We start from the raw sequence: 21,493 nt of genomic DNA, 5'->3' as shown, positions 1-21,493 counted from the left end.
TTTACAACTAAAAGTTTAAATACTTGATTGTGAATAAGTTGTCTTTTGTTCCTTTTTTGTGATAAAAATCTGTTTTTTTATGGAAGTATTTGGTTTTGATATCCTTTTGATTGGTATGTATCTTCATTTAAATAAAAAACGAAGCTGTTTTGGCAGCTTCGTTAGTATATGTTTCCGTTAAGAATTTAAAATCTTAATTGTGTGTGATGCTAAAACTTCCGTTTGAAATCGTAACCGTTTCTGTTCCGTTTGATGCAGTGAAACTGAAAGTACCTGCAAGGTGGTTACCGTGATGAGAAGTTACCGTTACACTACCACTGGTTACGTTAAATTCGGCCTGATTATCAGAGTTGCCGATACCGGCACTGAAACCTTCATCCGCAGTTAAATCATAAGTCCCTTCCGTAGCAGTTTCAGGTAAATTTAAATTGTAAACACCAAAATCAGATGTTAACGTTGAGTTGTAACCCATAAGCGATACCATTTGCGTCATTGAGTTTTGGGAAATCATCAGATATTTAGCATCCGACTGATCATTATCCATTGTAAATGAAGTTCCTCCATTTCTTGTAAGACTCATTGTTCCGTTACTGTACAAGCCTGTATTCATGTAGGAAACGGAATTGAAGGCACCATTTGTAAGCGTTATGCTGCTGGTGTTATCAAAATCAACTAAAGTCCCCGAAAAAGTTCCTGAAATTGTTCTGGCAGTTGTGTTTACTTGCGTTATACTAACAGTTAAACTGCCTGTTTCTTCAAAAGATGTATAAGCAGTACCGTTTCCAGCTGTAGCGTATGTCAAAAGACCTATCTCATCATTGTTAAAAGTATAAGTGCCTACCGATAAATTGTCGATTGGGAATTGAAGGGTTATTGATGACATGTCCATTTTCGTACCAATAATCTGAAGTACGGTGCGGCTTTCACCCATATTATCAATTTGTGTTACATTGGCAATTGCACCGCCTGTCATGGAAGCCCATGATTGTCCGTCTACAGTTGCTGTAACCGAGGAGGTTGGTGTTTGATTGTTGTCTGAATCACTGTCACTTGAACAGGATAATGTTGTTGAGATAACGACTAAACTTAGTAGTCCCAAAATTTTCTTAATCATAGTTATGGTTTTTTAATAGAGGCTAAAAATATAAAATTTACCCTGATAAATCGATTTAAAAGAAGAAATATGTAAATAAAATCACATTTTTCACTGTAATGGCTTTATTTTCTAATGGGATTTGGCAGTCCGTAGGGAAGTCTGGTTTTTTGTTTGCTTTTTCTGTGTTTTTACGAAGTTTATTTTCGGTTTTAATAAGCACAGGCTTTTCGATTTTGATTGCTTATGAAAGTTTAAAGCATTGTCCGGCTGTGTAGAGTAGGCTGAAACCCCTTTTACCACGTTCAGAACGTCGTTTACCCCGTCGTCTAACGTGTTTTACCACGTTCTGAACGCCATTCACCACGTTGTATGACGTGTTTTAATACGTCCCTAACGTCATTTACCACGTCTTATAACGTATTTTAATACGTTTGGGATCGCCTTTTATTACGTCGTATAACGTATTTTAATACGTTTGTAACCCTATTTAACACGTTAGATAACGTATTTAAATATGTTCGGAACGTCTTTTATTACGCTGTATAACGTATTTTAATAGGTTCGGAACGCCATTTGTCACGTTGGATGGCGTGTCTGACCACGTTCGTAGTAGTTACGTTTATAAACAGTTAATCAGTTTGGAGTGGGAAGCTACCGTCTGATCCATCACTAAAAAATAGTATTCAGTTGATGCGGATTTAAAAGATTTGCTCTGATTTCATGGTCTTATTAAAAAACTTAGCCACGAATTCACTAATTTATACAAATTAATTAGTGAATTCGTGGCTAAAATTCTATTTGAGTATTTGTGTCCTGGCGATAGGGGTGAGAAGAAGTTTTACTGTGGATAAAACCCTTAAAGCTTTTCCTGAAGCGCCTTAATTTCATCACGCAATTTAGCTGCCTGCATGAAGTCCAGTTCCTTGGCTGCTTTTTCCATGTTTTTGCGAAGTTCACGGATTTTCTTTTCGATTTCTGGTTTTGATAAGTACAAACTTTCCGGTTCTGCGGCTTTCAAGGCTTTGTCCTCGAAGTATTGAGTGGAAACCGAATTACGGTTTAAAACATTGCCCAGACTTTTGTTCAGTCCTTTCGGAACCAGTCCGTGTTTGGTGTTGTAGGCGATTTGCTTGGTTCTGCGGTAATTGGTTTCGTCTATGGTTTTCTGCATACTCGCCGTGATTTTATCGGCATACATAATCGCCTTTCCGTTTACGTTACGGGCTGCACGACCTACGGTTTGTGTCAGCGAACGATGACTTCTAAGGAAGCCTTCTTTATCGGCATCCAAAATCGCAACCAACGACACTTCGGGTAAATCCAGACCTTCACGAAGTAAGTTCACCCCAATCAGCACATCAAACAATCCCTTACGCAAATCCTGCATGATTTCCACACGCTCCAAAGTATCAACATCAGAGTGAATATAACGGCAACGGATGGAAACTTTGGTTAAATATTTGGTCAGTTCTTCCGCCATACGTTTGGTTAAGGTGGTGACCAAAACGCGCTCGTCGGCTTCACAACGCAATTGTATTTCTTCAATCAAATCGTCAATCTGATTTAAACTCGGACGAATTTCAATAATCGGGTCGAGCAGCCCCGTCGGACGAATCACCTGTTCCACATAAATGCCTTCCGATTTCTGCAATTCATAATCTGCCGGTGTTGCCGAAACATAAATTACCTGATTCTGCAGACCTTCGAATTCTTCAAACTTGAGTGGGCGGTTGTCCATCGCGGCTGGCAATCTAAAACCGTATTCCACCAGATTTTCTTTTCGGCTTCGGTCGCCGCCATACATCGCGTGTACCTGTGAAATGGTCACGTGACTTTCATCCACCACCATCAGATAATCGTCCGGAAAATAGTCGATCAGACAGAAAGGTCTTGTTCCGGGTTCACGACCGTCTAAATATCTTGAGTAGTTTTCGATTCCGGAGCAATAGCCCAATTCGCGTATCATTTCCAAATCGAAATTGGTACGTTCTTCCAGTCGTTTTGCTTCCAGATGTTTGCCGATTTCCTTGAAATAATCGACTTGTTTTACCAGATCCTGCTGAATTTCCCAAATGGCATTCTGCAACACATCGGGCGAAGTCACGAACATGTTCGCGGGGTAAATCGTCAGTTTTTCATATTTCTCTAAAACCTGTGATGTTTTGGAATCGAAAGACTCAATTTCTTCAATTTCATCGCCGAAAAAGTGAATTCGGAACGGTTCTTCGCCGTAACTCGGATAAATATCTACCGTATCGCCTTTGATTCGGAACGTACCCGGAGTGAATTCGGCTTCGGTTCTGGCGTATAAACTCTGCACCAGTCGATGCAATAATTTGGTACGCGAAATCATTTGGTTTTTCTCTAAGGAAACCACGTTTTTCTGAAACTCCACCGGGTTTCCGATACCGTACAAACAGGAAACCGAAGCCACTACCAACACGTCACGTCGTCCCGAAAGCAGGGCGGAAGTGGTGCTTAAACGCAGTTTTTCCAGTTCGTCGTTAATGGACAGGTCTTTCTCGATATAGGTTCCCGTTACCGGAATAAAGGCCTCGGGCTGATAGTAGTCGTAATAGGAAACGAAATACTGTACGGAGTTGTTCGGAAAAAACTGTTTGAACTCCGAATACAACTGTGCCGCCAGTGTTTTGTTATGCGCCAGAACCAATGTAGGACGCTGAACTTCCTGAACGACATTCGCCACCGTAAAGGTTTTTCCGGAGCCGGTTACCCCTAATAAAGTCTGAAAGCGTTCGCCATTGACAATACCTTTGGCTAATTTTTCAATTGCCTGAGGCTGGTCACCTGTGGGTTGGTATTCGGATACGACTTGGAATTTCATTTTAAGGGACTAAGTTGCAAAGGTACGGATTTCGAACGCAAATTTAATGGAAGTCGGTAATGCGAATTTAACCGCAAAGTGCACAAAGGGTTTTCGCAAGGTTCACAAAGTTTTTTATTGGTCTGAAAAAATAGTTAAAACTTTATTCTTTTAGTGTATGAATCTATCAGTTTTTAAAAAAAAATAGCCACGAATTACACAAATTCTCGCAAATTAATTCGTGCGGATTTGTGTAATTTGTGGCAAATAAATTAAGATCTACACTTAACAGATTTTAGTCTGCAAACTAAACTTACGTACTTTCAGATTAATCTGTGAAATCTGTGTTTTAAGTATGCTGTCTGCAATTTATGATCAGACGATAAGGATTTAGCTACTTTATTTAAACTTCATCGCTAAAGTTATGATGTGCGAATCCAAACCGTTGTTTCGGGTGTAGTAGCCGTAGCGAAGTTCCAGACTGTTGAAGCGTTTCAAATGGAAAATTCCCTTATCCGCATCAGTAACTTTATAACCCAATCCGATCATGTTGCTGCTGAATTTCGATAAGTCGTAATCACTGGTGTAGAATTCTTCTGCCAATCCGTGTAAATAGATGGGTTTGAAGTAATCTGCAGCCGTTTGTGTATAAAAACGATACGGTACCGAAATCGATGAAAACGCCGATAACTTAAATGTCGGTTCAAGGCTGATGGTGTGCGAATTGATACCCCAATCGTCCCAATAATAACGGTAAAAGGCTCTTAAAACGATGTTGTCGCCCAGGAAGTAACTGCCTCGTACTCCCAAAGGAAGTTTGAATCTCGAATCGGGCAATTTTTCCGATTTTACGGTAGCAGGAATATCATCAAAATAGACTCTGTTGAATTTGGTAGCCAGTAATCCCTGCTGATAACCGATATCCGTGAGGAAAGCCACCTGGAAGTTTCTGTTAACCACCTGAGAAAGTGTAAGTCCTAAGTTATAGGAAGTTCGCGGTTTCATATCGCCTTGAGCTGCTTCATCGTCTGAGGGGTTGTCGCGGAGTTCTATCGGCAGAATTACTTTCCAGGTATCGAAAAAGGCCATAGCTTTAGCCGAAAATTCACGGTTTCTGTCCTTGGATATTTTCGTAAATCCGGCATTGGCGCCAATGGACGTATAATCGAATTCAGCAGAAAAAGAAAGACCTCCGCTTAAGATATAGTTCTTTTCCAGATTCTCATAACTGTAATTGGCAGACGGGTACACTCTGACATCCTGATAGGAAGCAGAGGAAACGGTATTTGGGTCTATTTTATCAGAGGAAGCCGAAGTATAGGAATCGATTCCGATTTCAAAACCAAAATTGTGTTTGTTGTTGTCTTTGTCTCTTTTGGAAACTCTTATGTCGAAAGTGGTTGCGATGTCGGTCAGTTTTTCTGTTCCGACACCTCCGGTTACGGCCGAGTTGTTTCCGTCCTGAGAATAATAACTGGAAATGAAATTCACTTCCTCAATTTTTAATTTTTGCTTTTTATAGGCCGAACTGTCTGTCGTTTCGGTATTTTGCGCTCTCATATTGTGACCGAACAAAAAGGCCAATACGGATGCGGTCAGGATTCTCTTTTTCATGTTTTCCTTTTCTGTTTTGATTAATTACAACCGCAACCACCACCGGTTTTTCCTCCGTTGGCACCGGAACTGGCTTCTCTGTACAATTGAAATGTATTTTCGAATTTCTCCGATTTTTTAGCGGCTAATTCCATATCTGAATCGTTAATTTTTGATTTCTGATATTCTTTTACCGGTGAGCACCCAACCATCAGGCCAAGCAACAAACAAAAAGCTGTTATTTTCATACTTACTGCGGTTTAATTTTTAAGTCAGTCTAATGTTATTTGAAAAATATTTTCGGTCGTAATCGTCAATGATAATGCAGCCGATATGTTTTAACTGATTGATGAAATCCAGTCCGACTTCAATGCCCATTACGGTTACCGGAGTGGCCAGGGCATCCGCTATTTCGGCATTTTCGGCAATGATGGTCACACTTTTTATGCCGCGTACAGGAAATCCGGTTTTCGGGTCAATCGTGTGTGAATATTTCTTATTGTCGATCATCACGAACTTCTCATAATTCCCCGAAGTGGCTACGGAAGTGTTCGTTATTTTGAATGTTGAAAAAGTCGATGTCCTTAAATTCGGATCGGCAATCCCGATAGTCCAGGGTTGTCCGTTTTCCTGATAGCCCCAGGTGGTTAAATCGCCTGCAGCGTTTACGATTCCGCTTTCCACGCCGTTTTCAATTAGTTTTTTCTTGGCCATTTCGGCAGCATAGCCTTTTCCTATACCTCCAAAACCGATGCGCATTCCTTTCTTTTTCAGAAAAACGGTTTTTTCGGTTTCGTCTAAGATGATGTTCTCATAATTGATCAGTTCCACCGATTTTTTGGCGGATTCGGCATCGGGGAGTTCCTTCATTTCCAAATCGAAATTCCAGAATTTTTTATCGATACCGCCGTAACTGATGTCAAAGGCGCCTTGTGTAATTCTGGAGATCATCTGGCAACGCTGAATCAGGCTGAAAACTTCGTCAGGCACTTTAACCGGGAGGATTCCAGCGTTCTCATTGATTTCAAAAGTTATACTGTCGTTGGAAAAAGTGGTGAGCAGTTTTTCGATGCGTCTGATTTCTTCGATGGCCAAATTAATCTTATCGGTACACCAATGTTGATCGGGTCCGACAACTGAAATCTCAAAGCGATTTCCCATTAATTTTTCAACCTTTTTTTCGAGCATTATCCTTTCAGTTTGGCGATGAAATCCTCTAATGTTTCGGACGGGTAATGTTCCCACTTTTTGAGTACTTCCCCTTTGTTGTTCATCAAAAGAATTAGCGGAAATAGGCCATCGTTATTGTATTTTTCGGCTAATTTTTCGTTTTCCTGGGTAATTTCGGTGGGTAATTGGTTCTTTTTCAGTCTTGGAAAATCTGCATTGTAAACAATCAGGTTTTCGGTGCTGAAGGTTTTGAACTGATCGGTTTCCACGAAATGTTTTTTGAATTTTACGCAGGGTGCACACCAGTCGGAGCCAGAGAAAAAGAGCAGCACGTTTTTGTTTTCCGTTTTGGCTTTTTCAAGTGATTGCTGGAAATTTAACTTTGCAGTTTCCTGTGCGCCTGCAAACATTGAAAACAGCAACAACAGGTAAATAAACTTTGATTTCATAACCCAATTTTCTTAATGACTTAATACTGTATCAGTTTTGCTTCTGACACAAAGTAAAAGTAGTATTAAAAAATATGCGTGCTGCTTTACTAATCTAAAGATTCGATTAAGATTTAACCGCAAAGTACGCGAAGGTTTTTCGCAAGGTTCGCAAAGTTTTTTATTGATCTCAAAAAATAGTTTGAACTATATTTTTTAGTTTATTTATCTATCGGTTTCTAAAAACTTAGCCTCGAATTATACAAATTCTCACAAATTAATTCGTGTTGATTCGTGTAATTTGTGGCAAATAAAGTAAGATCGACATCTGTCAGATTTTTGGCCTGCAAACTAAACGTATGTACTTTCAGATTAATCTGAGGAAATCTATGGAATCTGTGTTTGAGAACAGGCTATTTTGCAGACTAATCCAAAGATTCAATTAAGAGTAAGTCGCCGTTTTCATGGTTGATTGTTACCAGTCCGTCTTCTCGGGCGTGATTGCTGCTTCCGGTGCGGAAACCGATGGTTAAGGTGTCGTTTTCAAGCGGATAGTATAAGTTGTCGGAATGGATTCCGGTTACTTCACCGATTGGGATTAAAGAGATGATACTGTCTTTGGTGTACCATTTCTGGAAGTGTTTGGGCAGTAAGAATATCTTGGAATGATCGTCCAGGATTACGATTTTAAGAAAATCACGATAACGCACTATATTGGTGATGTTGGTGATGGTGTGGTCGGCACGTTTACCTGTGGCCCAAACCACATTTACGGCTTTATGGCCTTTTTCGATCAGGTAGTCGAAGGCTTTTTCCAGATCGGTTTTGTCTTGGGTCGGAGTGTGTACGATTTCCAATGGGTATTGCTTTTCCAGATAGTATTGTGGATCGAAACCTCTGTCGAAATCGCCCAATAAAACATCGACTTTGATATCTAACTCGAAAACACGTTCTATGGCACTATCCAAAACGACTACAAAAGGCGACCATTCCAAAAGCTGGCCTAATAATTCTTCACTGCAGGCGGCGCCGTTGGCGATAATTAATGCCGGTTCCTGGTCGTCGCGTACTATATGATGTGAAGACATGAGTTAGTTGTTAGATGTTAGTCGTTAGATGTTAGTCGTTAGTAGTTAGTTGCTAGTTTTGATGTCTGAAATTTTAAATTCTAAATTCCAATATCTTAATTCGATTTCCTGCCTTCTGCCTTCTGCCTTCTAACTTAAGAGTGTAAATATAATAATATCATCCGGAATTTTAGCCCGGATAGTAATGGAAAGCAAATTGTTGTACAACCCAATTTTTCTTATAGCAAAAGAGCGCCCAACGGAAGCTCTTTTGTTATTTTAGAAAAATGGGTTTTTACGGCAATTTCTTGTAATGGATAGCCGGATCAGCTCCTATTGAACCGTATAATTCAGTGTGTCGATTTCGCTTAAACTGAAATACCCGAACGGAAAATCGTCCTGATTCGTTTGATTTACGATGTTGCCTCTTAATGTTGCCGGTGGTGTTGCGAACGGGTTTCCGCCCTGTGCTCCTGAAATGGTGATTAATTTTTCCATGTAATTGGCGTAGCGTTCGGAGATGCCCTGCAGACTGAAATCAAGATGGTCTCCGGCTTTTAAATTTTCGTGCGTGTAGAAACCGAACATCTGGTTGCCCTGAAAAAATTCATCGTCTATTACGCCGTATTCGGGAAAGATTATATTGCTGTTTTTAGCGCCAACAAGATAAAAATTATCTTCGGCACCATTATCCTGATAGAAGAATTTTACCTGAATGATATCGCCTTCAAAGCCGGGAACGGTGGTTTGTTCCACGCTGTCGATGTCTGGCGTTGCAAAGAGTGTATCGGTCGCTTTGTAGGTCTGGCCGTCATGAATTACAGTTAAGATATAAGTTTCATTAATCACTGGGATGAAATCGGTACAAATGTATTCACCCGTGGTTGGTATTTCTGTGAAAGTGAAAATTACATTGGTGCTATTGGTAATAAATACCGTTGCGCCGGAAACCGTTGGGATTACATTGCTGTAATAATTTGTGGTTGTGGTCAGTTTTATTCTTTGTTCGTTTCCGGGTGTTCCTTTTTGCCATTTAATGGAAGCATCGATTACCAGTTTTGGTTCTGCGGTATCCAAAGGAACGTCAATGGTATCTTCACAACTGATAAATGAAAATACAAACAGTAGTAGTGTGGTATATTTTAGTAAGGTTTTCATAGTCAGTGTTTTTAAAATTTAAAGTTGTAAGATACGGAGGGCACTATTCCGAAAATTGACAGACGGATGGCTTCGTTATTTCCGGAGTCAGGATTTTCCCTGAAACTGATGGAAGCGGCATTTTTTCTTCCGTACAGATTGTAAACGCTGAAGACCCACTCGCTTTTCCAACGCTTGGTTGAATCGGGTTTCGGAATCCAGGTAGCCGAAATGTCCAAGTGATGGTATAAAGGTAAGGAGTTTGCGTTTCTTGCACCATAACTCGGAACAGTAATCCCTTGATACACATATTGTCCGTTAGGGTAGGTGACCGGTTGTCCTGTTTGTAGAGAGAAATTGGCTCCGAAGATCCATTTTTTAGTATGATTGTAGGAAGCGGTAACGGCCAGATTGTGTAATTTATCGTAAGCCGAACGGTACCATTCACCGTTGTTGATACCGATTTCGGTTTCGGTTCTTCCCGGAGTTCTTTGCTGGGATTTCGAAATCGTATAGGCCACCCAACCGTTTAGTTTTCCGGTGTTTTTTCGAATCAGGAATTCCAGACCGTACGTACGCATTTCACCGTTGAGGATTACCTGTTCTATGGCTTCGTTGGCTATTAAATCGGCACCATCGATATAATCCATGCGGTTTTTGATCTTTTTGTAATAAGTTTCTATTTCAACCGTATAAGCATCCTCCTTGAAATTGTTGAAATACCCGAAGGCTACCTGATCGGCGATTTGTGGTTTTATGTACTGGTCGCTTGGTGTCCAGACATCTAAAGGCGTTGGGGAAGCGGTGTTGGAAACCAATTGCAGGTATTGCACCATGCGGTTGTAACTGGCTTTTATGGATTGGTTGGAATTTAATTCGTATGCCAAAGCTACGCGGGGTTCCAGATTGTCAAAACTGGCAATGACTTCATTTTTACCGTAGTGAACCTCTCCGATAGGCTTAGCTTTTTCGTAGATTTTCAACTCTTCATCATAAGTAACCGGTTGGTTGTTTTCATATAGGTTTACGGTTGAAGCACCCAATCGGTAAAATAAACTGTAGCGCAAACCGTAGGAAGCGCTGAATTTATCCGTAATCTTTTGTTCTGCATCCAGATAGAAGGCAGGTTCTAAGGCGTATTTTTTATCCAGTTGTTCGTAATTGATTCCCGAATCTTCTCCCGTAGGTGCGATGGTACCCGGGTTGAAATCATAATAAACTGCGTTGGCACCATAGTTTAGTTTTATATCATTGGAAAGATAATGTTTGAAGTCGTATTTGAGGTTGTAGTTTTTAATACCGGATTTCCAGTTGAAGCCTACGAAATCCAAAGTTAGTCCGTAATAGTAATCGCTGTATATCATGGACAGGTTGGAGAAAATCTTATCGGAAAAAAGATGGTTCCAACGCAGGTTTACAGTGGCGTTTCCGTAGGTATTGGTGAAACTTTCGCTTAAAGTAAATACGTCCCTTCCGAAATATCCGGATAAATACAAATTGTTGTTTTTGTTGAATTTATAGTTCAGTTTAGTGTTTAAATCGTAGAAGTAAGCTTCGTTTTTGTTATCGCTTAATTTCAGGAAAAGATGTCCGTATGAAGCCCTTCCGCCAATTAAAAAGGAACCTTTTTCTTTTACGATGGGGCCTTCCGCCAGTAAGCGGCTGGTAATTAATCCGATTCCGCCGTTCATGCTGAATTTATTGCTGTTTCCGTCTTTCTGATAGATGTCTAAAACGGAGGAAGCACGGCCTCCGAAACGCGAAGGAATTCCGCCCTTGTACAATTTTAAATCCTTAATGGCATCCGGATTGAAAACCGAGAAAAATCCAAAAACATGGGACGAGTTGAAAATAGTGGCTTCATCCAAAAGGATTAAATTCTGATCGGCGCCGCCTCCGCGAACGTTAAAACCTGATTGGCCTTCGCCGGCATTGGTTACACCGGGTAAAAACAGCAGGGATTTGATTACGTCGACTTCACCCAGAACCACCGGCATTTGCTTTATGGTGGCGATGGTAAGTTTGTTGACGCTCATTTCCGGTTTTCGGATGTTGGCTTTGTTTTTTTGAGTGATGATGACTTCCTCCAGTTGTTTTCCGGTTTCCTTCAGACTGAAATTCTTTTCAGTGTCTTCGTTTAAGTTAATTGATTCAGAAACTGTTTCATAACCCAGATAACTGATTACAATCTCATACTCGCCTTTTGGAAGTGTCAGGGAATAAAAACCGTATTCGTTTGTGGCTGCAAAAGCTTTTTTGTTTTTTACGGAAACACTCACGCCAATCAGGGTTTCATTAGTGTTGGCATCGGAAACGGTTCCGCTTATCGTGAATTTTTCTTGGGCAAATAGCGAAAAACTGCAAAGAATGGCAAAAAAAATTGTGAAGTAATATTTTCTAAGATTCATTAATTTGTTTTTAGTACGAATAAGACGTGAATTTCGCGTTTTTGTTACTGTAAAATTGTTATTAGGAGGTTAATAAAAAAATGATTTCGTTATTTCTTTAAAACAATTACAAAAAAATAATTTTATGTTATAAAAAAAAATCGGAGTATAATTGTTAAAATGCCATTGTATTTTTATATTTGGGAAACTGTGAGTGCTTATACGTTAAAATTATCGGAAATACAAAAGAAACATTTTAAAAATTCGGTAATTTCGATATAATAACTTACTTTTATTTAAGTGTTGATTCTGTTGTGATTAATGGTAAATTTGCATTGTTCATAAAGGATAAAAAGCCCTAAACAAGAACCCAAAGCTAATGATGTATTTCCGTTTTTTGTTTAATTTTTTCTTTGCATTCGTTTTTGCGGCTGTGTTGTTTTCAACCGAAGCAGTGGCGCAGAATGATTCAGAAGAACGGTTGTTATTTAAGGAATCGGAAGGATTGGTTTATAATAATCCGGATGAGGCACTGAAAGTAGCGTTGCATCTGTTGTCAAAAAGCACTTCCGGAAGCGAAAATAGTGAAATTAATCTTCTCATTGCCGAGATTTACAAGGTTAAGGGGGATTACAGTAATGCACTTACCCATTTGTTTGAAGCGGGAAAAGAAGATGCTGATCAGGAGCCTTTTTCGGCTTTGAAAACAGCTGTCGCAAAATCAGAAGTTCTTCGGACGCTGTATCTTGACCGTCAGGCGGGAAAATATTATCAGGAAGCGGTTGGTATGTTGTCTTCCGTGACCGATGAGAAAGAAAAAAAGTTTTGCCAAACTCTGCTGCTTCTTGAAGAAACGGGGTTGTTACTGGAAAGACAGAGTTACAGCAAGGCTCTGGATCTGATAGAAAAAAACAGTAAAGAAATTGATGAAACTTCGAAAGCGTTTCCTTATTTTGATTTATGGTTTACCATTTTTAAAGGACGGATTTTTTCAGGTCTGAATGACTTTGATAAAGGAGCTGTAAGTTTTAACCGCGCCTTGGAATTGATAGTCGGGGACGGAAACAAAAATAATTATGCCGAAGCATTCGTTTTAGTAGGGTTGGCCAATGTGAACTTTCACAATAAACAACATCAGTTGGCCGTGCCCCAACTTCTCAAAGCGTTAAAAACGGCAAAGACTTTCAATAATATTTATTTGTCCAGGGAGATCAGCAAATTGCTTGTTGATAATTATATCGCCTTAAATGACAAGGTGAATTATAAATTATACAATGCGGAATTCTTTAAACTCAATGCTGAAGTGGAAAATGGGGAGCAGGAATCGGTTAACACGGCTTACAACCTGATTGCGAAAGAATATGAAAGCGGTTATGAAGGTAAACGCCAGGGGTATTTCCGTAAATTGTATGTTGTGTTGGGGATTTTTGCCATTGTGGCTATCCTGTCGGCTGCGTTTTGGTTCCGCCTGCAGTGGGATCAGAAACGTTTAAAGGAGATTATCAGTTATTTGGAAATTACCCGAAGCAACTTTGTTATTCTTACTGCTGAAAAGAAAGAGAAGAAAAACGGAAGCAAAAAAACGCATATTCCTGAGGAAACCGAGCAGTTGATACTGAAAAAACTGAAGCGTTTCGAGAGTTCGACGCGTTTTACCAATAACGATATGTCGATTGCTGTTCTTGCCGGACAGTTTGATACCAATACAAAATACCTGTCTGAAATTATCAATACGCATTATGGGGTCAATTTTAATACGTACATCAATAAGTTGCGAATCAACCATATAGTAGAGAAATTAAAATCGGATCCGAATTTTATGAATTATAAGATCAGTTATCTGGCGGAATCCTGTGGTTTTTCCTCCCACAGCAGTTTTGCCACTGTTTTTAAATCGATTACTGGAATAGCGCCGGTAACTTTCATAGAGCTTTTGAAGAACGAGAAGGAAATTAGTAATCCTTAAAACTGTGTCCATGAAAAATGTCGTTAATTTATTTTTATCGGTTTTTCTGTTGTTGGTTCTGTGCATGTCCGGAGAAGATTTGCATGCGCAGGATTTAAAGCGATTGGACAGTATTATTAAGAGCAATACCTCGGAGATGTATAAAAATCCGGACAAGGTAATTGCTGCCGGAAAACAGGTTCTGAAAGAATCCGGTAATGACATCGATATCAAAATAAGGGCTTATAAGATGATATCCGACGGGTATTCCTCAAAACGGGATTATCAGAAATCATTGGAGTATGTTATCAAAGCCAATGAGCTGCTACCTAAGTCGAAAAATAAGCGGTTAAAAATTTCCATTGTAACCAAAACAGGCATTCAGTATCATCAGTTAAAAATATACGATAAAGCCATTCAGTACCTTGATCAGGCGGAGAAGTTGTGTCTGGAATACCCTAAACCGGATTCCGTTCACGTAAGTCTCGGTATTAATTATGTGGTAAGGGGTTTTATTTATAAGGAGAAATTGAATTGCGCCATAGCAATCACTTTTTTCGATAGAGGGATTGGTGAAATATTGAAATCGGATGAGCTGGTTGTAAATTCTAATATTCTCAGTATTGCCAAATATAATAAAGGGAATTGTTTTTTACTGATGTCAGACAATGCATCGGCCACAAAAAGTTTTCTGGAGGCAATAACGTATGCTAAGAATATTAAAGCCTTAAGTTTGCAGGCATTCGCTCAAAAGGGTTTAGCTCAGGTGTATACGATAGAAGGGAATTATGGGAAAGCGATATTGTTATTACGGGAAGCACTTGTAATTTCAGAAGGTGTTGATGATTTGATTCTGAATCAGGAAATATACAAAGGTCTCTCGGAAAATTATCTGGCTGTAAACGAGTGGAATGAATACAGAAAATACCACCAAAGATACCTTGATATTCAAAACGAGGTGAAAGAACGTGAACGGAAATCGGCAAGCGACTCACTTGATGCAATAGAAAAGGAAGAGGCGGGTAGATTTAAAAGTGAAATTCCCGGTTTTCTTTTTCGTATGCTTATTGTTATTTTCATTTTAATACTGCTTGTTGTTTTCTTTGTCATTTCATCCCGAAAATCCAAAAACAGTATTGCGGCCCTAAAAGAGGTGATTAAGAACCTTCAGGGAGAGAAGATGCTGAATGAAAATAAATAGTTTGTACACTTACTTTACGGGATTCTCCTCAATTTATTCCCGTGTTTTATCTTTAAAATTTCAGTAATTAGTAAAGATTTGCCATAGGGTAACAGGTGAAAATCGGTTACCTTCATTGGTGTGAATTGAAATTTAAGAAATATCACTGAATTTCAGGTCGGCAACATTTTGTTATAAATCACAATCTTTTGAGTTGCTTTATATTCTGTTTTATCAAGAAATCAAAGCTAAAAGGACTACAAGAATGTCATAAAACCCAAAAAATGTATAACTCGTCGATTTTTTGTATAATGCATTGTTTTTCAATGATGTGAGTCGTATTTTAGACTTTCAAAATGCCTGAATTTTGAAAGAAATGACAATATAAATATGTATATATATATATAATTTCACGTCCATTAACATAATAAACCAAAAATGTATGATTATGCAAAAAAAATTACAACCAGACAAAGTGTTTGACCGCTTTGGCTTTAAAAAACAAACCAGACTGCTTCACGGAGCGTTCATGGCTTTGTCGCTTTTTTGTTTCTCAGATGGTTTTTCCCAAAGTACATTAATCAATCCGGCGACTGACGGAGGGTTTAATATGGGTAACACATTTGCAGCAAACGGATGGACTGTTGCCAATGAAGGAACTGGTCCCATCAAATGGGGCTTAGGGACTGCAGCTTCAGGTACATCTTCTGTGGGTGCAATTACAAGTGGTTCGGCAACGGTTACTTTGTCAGCTCCCAATGCAAACATTTCCGTAGGGCAAATAGTTTACGGATCCTACATCCCGGCAAATACTTTCGTGCAAAGTATTGCGGGTACTACGTTGACGTTATCGCAAAATGCTACCGGTTCAGCACCCAGTGCTACCTTAGGTTTCGGTATGTTCTCGGGAGGTATCAGTGTTGGCGCTGTTGAGTTAACAACAGCAGCTGTAGCAGCAAATACTTATACGTTAACCTTAGCTGCTGCTAGTCCGAATGTGTCTGTAGGTATGGCTATCGCTCCTATTGCAGGAGTTATTGATGTTGATACTTATGTAGCCAGTGTTAGTGGAACTACAATAGGGTTGTCTAAGGCGACTATTAACGGTAGTGCCTTGGCAGTTGCCCAAACATTGACGTTTTCGGCAACTTCGGCCGCAATCGCTGGAAATGCCGCTTATATTACAAACGATAATGGTGCTACTAACTCATTTGCAGGTTATAGTGGTGCCAGAACAGTTTACTTTTATAAAGACGTAACTGTTCCTTTGGCTGAAAAGGCGATGACGCTGACTTTCGACGTGAAATCAGCTCCGTCTTCCGGTGCAGGATGGCAGGTTTGGGTTGCTCCGATAACGCAAACAGTTACCGGTACAAATACTCAGGTAACGTCTCCTTTTGCGCACGGTGTTTCCTGGCCAGGTGCTACGTTGATTTCTTTCAACTCCAGCCCGCAGGTAGCTACCACTAAAACTACGGCGTTCATCCCTAAATCTTTCGCGGGAACTCCTTTCCGATTGATTTTCGTATGGACTCACGGTTCAGCAGGTACGGTTCCTCCGGCTGCTATTGATAATATTTCACTTACTTCAAGAATACCTGAAGATATTACATGTGCTCATTCAGGACTTTGGTCTTTACCGGCTACTTGGGATGGGGGTAAAGTTCCGACTCATGCCGATAACGTGATTATTGACGGTACATCAGAAACGGTTATGATCGATTCAAGATATTCCGGATGTGAGAATCTGATAATGGAAGGGACGAATTCATTAGTGCAGTATGCCATAAGTACGACTGTTGATGAATTTACAATTGCCAATGACTTAGGAATACTTGCCAGTGGTGCAAGATTTAATAACTTCGATGGTGCCACTAGCCCTAGTGGTAAATATTTAAAACTGGGTCATAACCTTGATGTAGGTGCTGGAGCCAGATTTGACAGTAGTGTTGGTTCGAGCAGTGGTTTAGCTGGTAGATTAACACTTAATGGTTCTTTACTTCAGACAGTAACTGTAGATCCACTTGGTTTTATGGGTGGCTCTGCCCCAGGTACAAATGCGTTTGGTAACCGTGCGGGTGTTTTAAATCAGTTAGAAGTTACCAACACCGCTGTAGTAACGCCAAATGTTATATGGAATGTAAATGGTGCTAGAATTAACGGCAGTTTATTATTAACCGGCGGTAGGGTAAATGTTACTTCAGGAAACAGATTAATTCTTGGTAACTTTGGTAGCTTAAGTACTATTACTATTGCTCCGGGATCCGGTTTTACAAACGGTACGGTATCGAGATGGGTAAATTCAAGTAATACTAAAAATGTTCAGCCGGGTACGGAATACCCTGGAACGGATAATAATTATAAACCATATTGGTATCCCTTTATCAGTAGTGCCGGTTTAGACAGATCATTATATTTCCTGCCAGATGCTACCCCTGCTACTGCAGGTGAGCTTGCGGTAACGTATGCTAATGCAAATACAGTAACGGGAAGTCTTTCCATTGCTGATGGCGCTTATACTGTCAATAAAAGATATGACGGAAATTGGGCTTTCTCAACTCCTGATGCTACTTCTAATGCTACGCCTGTTATTTACGCTCCTAATGCGACAACACCAACGAATAGAGTTGGGGTGTATGCAAACGGTGCTTACGAAGCAATCGACGGTACTTCAAGATTAATGAATGCATCAGCTGCTTTGGCGGGTACACATCAGGACGGTACAGCGCAACCATTCGTTTTCAGAAAAGATTTGTCTTTGGCTAATTTAACAGCAGCTCCTGTTTATGTTGGAGTTAATGATGCTTCGGCTTTAAATACGGCTACAGGAATTACGTCTGCTGCTTCCGGAGATTGGAATGCAACTTCAACTTGGGTTGGAGGAGTTGTTCCTACTTGTAGCAACGTCGTTACTATTGCTTTCGGACATAACGTTGCGGTAACAACTACGGCTAATGCTGCCGGTGTAATTATAGCTAAAGGTGCTACATTAACAAACAATGCAGGTGCCACTACAATGACAGTTGGCAACTGTACTACGGGTAACAATGCTGCTTTCTATAACTACGGTATACATACGATGATAGCCGGTAACTTAAAAGTGAACGGTTTCGTTGCTCATAAAACGGGAAGTTTCTTCAACCAGACAGGTGGAGATATCATCATTGACAGTAACGATAACGGAAATGCTGGAACTTCTGTTGCCTTTGGAGGTACTTCATGTAAAATTGAAACGTCTAATTTAAATTTAACGGGCGGTAAAATTACTATCGTTGACCCTCTTGTAAACATTGGAACTTCGATTTCTGCCACGTCAATTGGAGATTATACATCGAATACAGAAGGAGCGACAGGTACTTTTACCAGAAATGGTAGTATTACCGGAAGTACTGCAAGTATGGGAAATATCGCTAATATTTTTGCGATTGGTCAGGTGATATCAGGACATCCCGATATTCCTGCAGGTACAACTATTACAAATATCACTGTTGGATTCTTCGGATTTCCTTACCCTCCTGTTACATTAACATTGTCGGCACCGGTTACAGCTGCGGTTCCTGCCGGTACTCCTTTGAATTTTTCTTCTATGCTGAACAATTGTTCTTCGGTAGTGCTTGGAGGTAATGCAGCGAATGCTAATTTGTCTTTAGGTACTGGCGTTTCAGGATCAGGTATACAGGCTGGATCGGTCATTACAGGTATAGTATTTGCCGGAAATAACCTAGCAACTGATATAGTTAAAATAACTTTATCATTACCTGTTACCGGTTTATCTACATCGCCAATTACCTCGCCGCAAACATTGAATTTTGCTGCAGTGAATCCGGGTTCTTATGCTGTAACTTTATCGGCTGTGAATCCAAATATAGTTATTGGTATGACAGTTTCTGGAACTGGTATAAAACCGGGTACATTTGTAGCTGATATTTCAGGTGCTAAATTGACTTTATCTGAACCAATCCAGGCTGGGGCTCCTTCTCCCTTGGTGATGAATTTCCAAGCATTTAATACACAGTCAAGTGGTTCATTTATTTATGCTTCAACAAATCATTATGCAGCAGGATTGAATCATACCCTGCAAATAGGTGATGGTGTTTCCACACAGAACTCGTCGTTGATATCTAACGGATTTAACTGTCAGTTCCAGGCTGCGGGAGGATTATTCTCTTTAGGGAATTTAACAGTTAATGCTCCTAGCGGAAATGACAGATTTATGAACGTGAGTAGTAACAACGTAAATAATGGTTACAATATGAACGTTCAGGGTAATTTAACGGTTACTGCCGGCAGTGTTTTCAAAAAAACCTTTGCCAATGCAACAGTTTATGTTGGAGGTAATATCGTGAATAACGGTACCATTAATTTTCCACAAAGCAGTACGTCATTGTATCTTGGAAATTATATCAATGGTGTTGCTGTACCAACCGCATTGCCTCAGACTATTTCTGGAACAGGTACATTTGCAACTAACCAATACTCACTTACTTCTACAGGTTTTGAAACTGCTTCATTCCCGAGTATGACGGTAAACAACACTAGTCCGGCTGGGGTGACATTGAATGTGCCAATCAGACTTGCAACTAGTTTGACTATGACAAATGGTATAGTTAATACTTCTACGGTTAACCTCCTTTCTATTGGTAATCCTGACGTAACTTCAACATCCGGCGGATCTGTTTCGGGTGGTAGTGCAACAGCTTATGTTAACGGACCGCTTGCGTTTGCTAACAATACGGCATCGACTATTACTCAATTCAGAATATTACCATTAGGTAAAAACGGTAAGTATCTTCCTTTAGGATTTGCTGCGACAGGTGGAGTTGAGTTAATGGGAGAAGCTTTTGATACGAATTCAGGTTCTGTAAATACAACCAATGTATCTAATTTAAGTGCTGACAGATGGAAACTTACAAGAGTGGGTACAGCGGGTGCTTTTACACAATATAATGTGAGATTGGGATCGAATGGGATTGCTAATTCCAGACTGATCGTTCATTCAGCTGCAGAGAACGGAACTTATGATCTAGTTTCAACTCCTGCTTCTGCAACAACTTTTGATGCTGCGCATTTCTCTATGCCGACTGTTCCTTCGATTGTTCTGACTACTGCTCAGACAGGAGGTTTCTTAGGGAATTTCTCTTATGCTGAAGGTCCAGGATGTACAGGTACTCCGGCTCCGGGAGCGACTATCGCATCTTCTGCTTCTGTTTGTTCAGGACAGTCAATCACGTTAAGTTTAACAACTCCTACAACAGGAGCTGGTGTAACTTACCAATGGCAAAGTTCTGAAAACGGCGGTACTACGTGGACTAACATTGCTGGTGCTACAGCTGCAACTTATGTAGCTACACCAACGACAAATACGTCATACCAATGTAATGTTACTTGTTCTGCAAGTACAGTAGCTTCAACTCCGGTTGCCGTTACTACTACAACATCATCTGCTGTTGTAACTGGTGATTCAAACTGTACTAGTGGTGTAGCTGATTTAACAGCTTCAGGAAGTTCTATCCTTAACTGGTATGATGCGGCTACAGGTGGAAATTTAGTGGCAACGGGTACTGCTTACAGTCCTAACGTAGCTACAACAACTACCTATTATGTGGCTTCTGCTTCTCAGTCTACAGGTTCTGTGAATACTGGTGCATATGAGGGTACTGGTACTTCGTCAGCTATATTCAGAGGTATTGCTTTTGATGTTACAAATAAATTGAAACTGAACACGGTTACGGTTTATCCTAAAAACACATCAGCACTTACTCCAATAACAATTACTTTGTTTGATAATGCTGGTAATATTGTTCCGGGAACAGCTCCGGTAAGTTTCACTCCGACTTTAGTAACAGGAGCTGTAGGTACAGTATCACAGGTTGTGCCACTTAACTATAGCATCCCGGTTGGTACAGGTTACCGATTAATGGCTACTTACGGTTTAGCAGCAACTACCAATACATTAGGTAACAGTACAGCTGCAATTACTTACCCGACAGGTTCGGCACTTAAATTGACAGGTAACGTTACTGATCTTACAAGTGCGATCAGTACTGCAATTAACACGACAAACTGTTTCCATAATTTAACTTTTGATGAATATTGTGAGGCCACTCCAAGAGTACCGGTTACAGCTACAGTTGTAAATACTCCGGCTCCAACCGGTGCGGCTACGCAGGATTCTTGTGGAACAGGAACGATTGCTGATTTCGTAGTTGCTGGTACTGGTTTGATTTGGTATAACGCTTCAAATGTGGTTATCCCAACTTCAACACCTGCAGTTTTAAATACCACTTACTATGTATCACAAACGGTAAGCGGTTGTGAAGGTCCGAAATTGGCAATTTTAGCTTCAGGTCCTTGTTTAGGTACTGATACTTTTGAAATCGCAGATTTGAAATATTTCCCGAATCCGACGAAAGATCAATTGACAATCACTGCCAGAGAGACAATAACCAAAGTTGAACTATACAATTTATTAGGTCAGCAACTAAGGGTTTTAGATAACAATACTGATACGGTTCAACTGAATTTAGGAGCGTTAACATCGTCTACTTATTTAGTTAAAGTGTATTCAGAAAACAAAGTGCAGTTCTTTAAAGTAATAAAGAATTAATACTTAAAAGCCAAAGTAAGGCAATCATTTTGATTGTCTTACTTTTTTTCATTTTTATG

The 21,493-nt window shown here is 40.0% G+C and carries 12 protein-coding genes; 3 read left to right on the top strand and 9 right to left on the bottom strand.

The features are described from left to right. Positions 1-193 precede the first annotated feature (193 nt). The 9 genes from FLJC2902T_RS06785 to FLJC2902T_RS06745 form a co-directional block, all read right to left on the bottom strand. Entirely contained in the window at positions 194-1,114 is a 921-nt protein-coding gene (locus tag FLJC2902T_RS06785; RefSeq protein ID WP_023579051.1) for a DUF6252 family protein, read from the bottom strand. A gap of 838 nt (positions 1,115-1,952) precedes the next feature. Beyond that, a complete protein-coding gene (uvrB, locus tag FLJC2902T_RS06780; protein WP_023579049.1) occupies positions 1,953-3,941 on the bottom strand; it encodes an excinuclease ABC subunit UvrB in 1,989 nt (662 codons plus the stop codon). A 378-nt stretch (positions 3,942-4,319) separates the two neighbouring features. Next, positions 4,320-5,534: a DUF3570 domain-containing protein gene (locus tag FLJC2902T_RS06775; protein ID WP_023579048.1), complete on the bottom strand. Its 1,215-nt coding sequence runs from the start codon at positions 5,532-5,534 to the stop codon at positions 4,320-4,322. Positions 5,535-5,554: 20 nt separating this feature from the next. After that, entirely contained in the window at positions 5,555-5,761 is a 207-nt protein-coding gene (locus FLJC2902T_RS06770) for a DUF4266 domain-containing protein (protein WP_023579047.1), read from the bottom strand. A gap of 19 nt (positions 5,762-5,780) precedes the next feature. Beyond that, the gene (locus tag FLJC2902T_RS06765; RefSeq protein WP_035677648.1) at positions 5,781-6,701 is read right to left on the bottom strand and encodes an FAD:protein FMN transferase; all 921 of its coding nucleotides are present in this window, start codon (positions 6,699-6,701) and stop codon (positions 5,781-5,783) included. Further along, positions 6,701-7,132, bottom strand: a complete 432-nt coding sequence (locus FLJC2902T_RS06760; RefSeq protein WP_023579045.1) for a thioredoxin family protein — start codon at positions 7,130-7,132, stop codon at positions 6,701-6,703. The genes FLJC2902T_RS06765 and FLJC2902T_RS06760 overlap by 1 nt, the downstream gene beginning before the upstream one ends. 404 nt (positions 7,133-7,536) lie before the next feature. Then, positions 7,537-8,199 carry a thiamine diphosphokinase gene (locus FLJC2902T_RS06755; protein ID WP_023579044.1) on the bottom strand — a complete coding sequence of 221 codons (663 nt, stop codon included), beginning with the start codon at positions 8,197-8,199 and terminating at the stop codon, positions 7,537-7,539. A gap of 312 nt (positions 8,200-8,511) precedes the next feature. After that, on the bottom strand, positions 8,512-9,336 hold the full coding sequence (locus tag FLJC2902T_RS06750; protein WP_023579043.1) for a DUF4249 domain-containing protein: 825 nt from the start codon (positions 9,334-9,336) through the stop codon (positions 8,512-8,514). Between the two features lie 11 nt (positions 9,337-9,347). Continuing rightward, positions 9,348-11,723, bottom strand: a complete 2,376-nt coding sequence (locus FLJC2902T_RS06745) for a TonB-dependent receptor (protein WP_023579042.1) — start codon at positions 11,721-11,723, stop codon at positions 9,348-9,350. A gap of 358 nt (positions 11,724-12,081) precedes the next feature. Between FLJC2902T_RS06745 and FLJC2902T_RS15770 the strand changes: the two genes are divergently transcribed. The 3 genes from FLJC2902T_RS15770 to FLJC2902T_RS06730 all read left to right on the top strand — a co-directional run bounded on the left by FLJC2902T_RS15770 (position 12,082) and on the right by FLJC2902T_RS06730 (position 21,434). Further along, the gene (locus FLJC2902T_RS15770) at positions 12,082-13,668 is read left to right on the top strand and encodes a helix-turn-helix domain-containing protein (protein ID WP_023579041.1); all 1,587 of its coding nucleotides are present in this window, start codon (positions 12,082-12,084) and stop codon (positions 13,666-13,668) included. A 10-nt stretch (positions 13,669-13,678) separates the two neighbouring features. Then, the gene (locus FLJC2902T_RS06735; RefSeq protein ID WP_023579040.1) at positions 13,679-14,848 is read left to right on the top strand and encodes a tetratricopeptide repeat protein; all 1,170 of its coding nucleotides are present in this window, start codon (positions 13,679-13,681) and stop codon (positions 14,846-14,848) included. Positions 14,849-15,275: 427 nt separating this feature from the next. Further along, complete coding sequence (locus FLJC2902T_RS06730) at positions 15,276-21,434, top strand: T9SS type A sorting domain-containing protein (RefSeq protein ID WP_023579039.1); 6,159 nt, start codon at positions 15,276-15,278, stop codon at positions 21,432-21,434. Positions 21,435-21,493: the final 59 nt, after the last annotated feature.

Origin of the sequence: Flavobacterium limnosediminis JC2902, assembly GCF_000498535.1 — a bacterium.
GTDB lineage: Bacteria > Bacteroidota > Bacteroidia > Flavobacteriales > Flavobacteriaceae > Flavobacterium > Flavobacterium limnosediminis.
Note: the sequence above shows the minus strand (reverse complement) of the source record. Positions and strands in the feature narration are given on the sequence as shown.